The 2,728-nt window shown below is 66.9% G+C and carries 1 protein-coding gene; it reads left to right on the top strand.

Going from position 1 to position 2,728, the window contains the following annotated elements; genetic code table 11:
- Positions 1-451: 451 nt before the first annotated feature.
- Positions 452-2,728: CRISPR-associated helicase Cas3' (gene cas3, locus PV682_RS43940; RefSeq protein WP_319738560.1), on the top strand; the 2,277-nt coding region annotated here is incomplete at its 3' end.

The following is a 2,728-nucleotide window of genomic DNA, read 5'->3' as shown; positions in this document are numbered from 1 at the left end:
CTACGCCGAGCGGGCGACGACCGAACCAACGAACCTGAACACCCGTCAACCCCTCCTGACCAGCTGATCAACATCTCTCGCGCAGCGGGGGAACCTCACCCGCCCGATTGATCGCAATCGAGACAAGGGAAGTTTACTGATGAGCTCGAACGAAGCAGTAGCCGAACCATCCAGCCCGGCCCCGTTATCCGTCACAGCCGGTCTAGGTGCAGCCGTAATCGCCGCCTGCCCCACAACCCCGTCCCCGCACGCGCCGTGGGTCTGGGTGACTGTCGTGGTCATCGTGATCCTGTCGCTCAGGTCGAAGACGTTGAAGCAGCACCTCGCCTGAATCCAGTCACCCTTGGGGCGACCGTTCAGCTGCGGTCGAACCGGTCGCCCCTTTCCCGTCTCGGAGGTCCCCTTCTCATCCGAGGGGGACCTCCACCCCGGCGTGCAGGAAGTGGAAGCCATGCCTGAAGCAGCTACGGATACAGACTTTCCGGACGTCCAGTTCCCCTGGGGGGACTTGTCCGCTGTCACCCGGACGGTTTGGGCGAAGTCCGACATCAAGTCGGCCAGCTGGCTACCCCTGTGGCGTCACATGGCCGACTCCGGGGCGGTAAGCAGTCGTCTATGGTCGGAATGGCTACCCCGTTCGATCAAGAAATTGGTGACGGAGGAGCTCCCGGGCGGAGAGGACGACGCCCATAGGCTCGTCCGATTCCTGGCCAGTGTTCATGACGTGGGGAAGTCCACCCCCGCTTTCGCCTGCCAGGTCGATTCTCTGGCCGGTCCAATGCGTGACTCCGGGCTGGAAATGCCGCTCGCCAAGGATTTCGGGCTGGATCGCCGGATAGCGCCTCACGGTCTGGCTGGGCAGTTGCTGCTCCAGGAGTGGATGGCCGAGCGTTTCGGCCTGCGCGGACGGGTGTCGGGGCAGTTCGCGGTGGTGGTCGGAGGCCACCACGGAACGTTCCCCGATCATGAGCAGATCCACGACCTCCAGCTCCGTCCTCATCTGATCCGGCACCCCGGACCAAGTGAGGAGGTGTGGCGGCGAGCCCAGTTCGAGTTGATGGACGCGTGTGCGGTCGCGGCCGGCGTGACCGGCAAGGTGTCGGAGTGGGGGGAGGTACGGCTGTCGCAGCCCGCGCAGGTGGTGCTGACGGCGGTAGTGATCCTCGCGGACTGGATCGCGAGTTCACCTGAGCTGTTTCCCTACGACCCTGAGACGTGGACGCCGGTGGGGCCGGTGAGCGAGCGGCGTCGGCTTGCTGCCGCCTGGACGGGATTGGATCTTCTTCCGCCGTGGGCGCCGGAGGAACCCGGTCAACCGGCCGATGAGTTGTTCGGGCTGCGGTTTGACCGGTTGAAAGGCATGGCCGTTCGGCCGGTTCAGGCAGAGGCCGTCCGCATGGCCAGGGAGATGCCCGCACCCGGAATGCTGGTGATCGAGGCGCCGATGGGTGAGGGGAAGACGGAGGCAGCGCTCGCGGCGGTGGAGATCCTGGCGGCGCGGTCGGAGGCGGGCGGAGTGCTGGTGGCGTTGCCGACGCGGGCGACGGGGGACGCGATGTTCCCCCGTCTGCTCGAGTGGCTGGAGAACCTCCCGGACATCGGTAGGGCCGGGCATTCCGTCGTGCTCGCCCATGCGAAGGCTGCTCTCAACGATGTGTGGGCGGGCCTTCTGCGCCAGGGACGGCGGATGATCGTCGCGGTCGACCCGAACGACCAGGAGAGGGAGGAACTCGACTCCCGGTCCCGGCACGCGAAGCCTGCCGGGTTTCACGCTCATCAGTGGCTGCGGGGCCGTAAGAAGCAGTTGCTGGCCTCGTTCGCGGTGGGAACCATCGACCAGGTGCTGTTCGCCGGCCTGAAGAGCCGTCATCTGGTGCTGCGGCATCTGGCGGTGGCGGGCAAGGTGGTGGTGATCGACGAAGCACACGCGTACGACGCCTACATGGGCCGCTATCTGGACCGAGTTCTGGAGTGGCTGGCGGCTTACCGGGTACCGGTCGTCGTGCTCTCGGCGACACTGCCGTCGGACCGCAGGCGTGCGCTGGTGGCTGCGTACACCGGTTCCCCGGACAGCAGCAGCGTGGAAACGGCTCCCGATGCTTACCCGTTGATCACCGCAGCTTCGCCGGGCCACCCGGTACTGACCGTGCGTCCCCCGGCGGCCTCCGGAAGGAAAACCACCGTCGTCGTGGAACGCACGGACGACGACCTGGCCTCGTTGGCGGACCGTCTGGAACGTGAACTCTCCGACGGCGGCTGCGTGTTGGTTGTACGGAACACGGTGGACCGGGTCCTGGAGACCGCATCCGTGTTGCGGGCGCGGCTGGGGGACGAGGCGGTCACCGTGGCCCACTCCCGTTTCCTCGCGGCGGACCGAGCGGCCAACGACGCCGACCTGCTGCGGCGTTTCGGCCCGGACGGCGGTCAACGACCGTACCGGCATGTCGTAGTGGCCAGCCAGGTCGCGGAGCAGTCCCTCGACGTGGACTTCGATCTTCTGGTCACCGATCTGGCGCCGGTGGACCTGGTGTTGCAGCGAATGGGACGGCTGCACCGGCATCTCCGCAACCGGCCGACCCGTCTGGCTCAGGCGCGTTGTCTGATCACCGGCGTGGACTGGGAAGCCGCCCTCCCGCAGCCGGTGGCGGGGACGATCGCCGTCTACCGCAGCGAGTTCATCCTGTTGCGTTCGCTGGCCGTGCTCGGCCCGTTCCTCGACGGCAGGGCG

Origin of the sequence: Streptomyces niveiscabiei (assembly GCF_033794345.1) — a bacterium.
Classification (GTDB): domain Bacteria; phylum Actinomycetota; class Actinomycetes; order Streptomycetales; family Streptomycetaceae; genus Streptomyces; species Streptomyces niveiscabiei.
Note: the sequence above shows the minus strand (reverse complement) of the source record. Positions and strands in the feature narration are given on the sequence as shown.